Origin of the sequence: Pseudomonas typographi (assembly GCF_014694385.1) — a bacterium.
GTDB lineage: Bacteria > Pseudomonadota > Gammaproteobacteria > Pseudomonadales > Pseudomonadaceae > Aquipseudomonas > Aquipseudomonas typographi.
Window position 1 is genome coordinate 1 of record NZ_JAAOCA010000190.1, and the last position, 255, is coordinate 255.

General features: G+C 60.8%; 1 protein-coding gene. It reads left to right on the forward strand.

Annotation, left to right across the window (positions count from 1 at the left end; genetic code table 11):
* Positions 1-16 precede the first annotated feature (16 nt).
* The coding region (locus tag HAQ05_RS28345) for a hypothetical protein (protein WP_190427776.1) at positions 17-255 on the forward strand (239 nt) is incomplete at its 3' end.

Here is a 255-nt window from a genome sequence, read left to right on the forward strand (position 1 = left end):
TTGGAGACCTGAACGCATGAGCTGGGGCGCAAGGTTCTGGGGCGCGGACGGCACCCTTCAAATCGATGAGAACTCGTTCACGATCAGGGTGGTTCTTTCCACGCTGGTGACGTTCGCCGCCGGCGCCTCGAAGGGGAACCAAGACTTTTCCGTGCCAGGGGTTGGGCCGTCCAACGGCACTGCCATCGTCATCCCCAATGGGGCTTACAGCAGCAGCCAGATTCAGTTCGAAACCGAGATGCTGGACGGCATCGC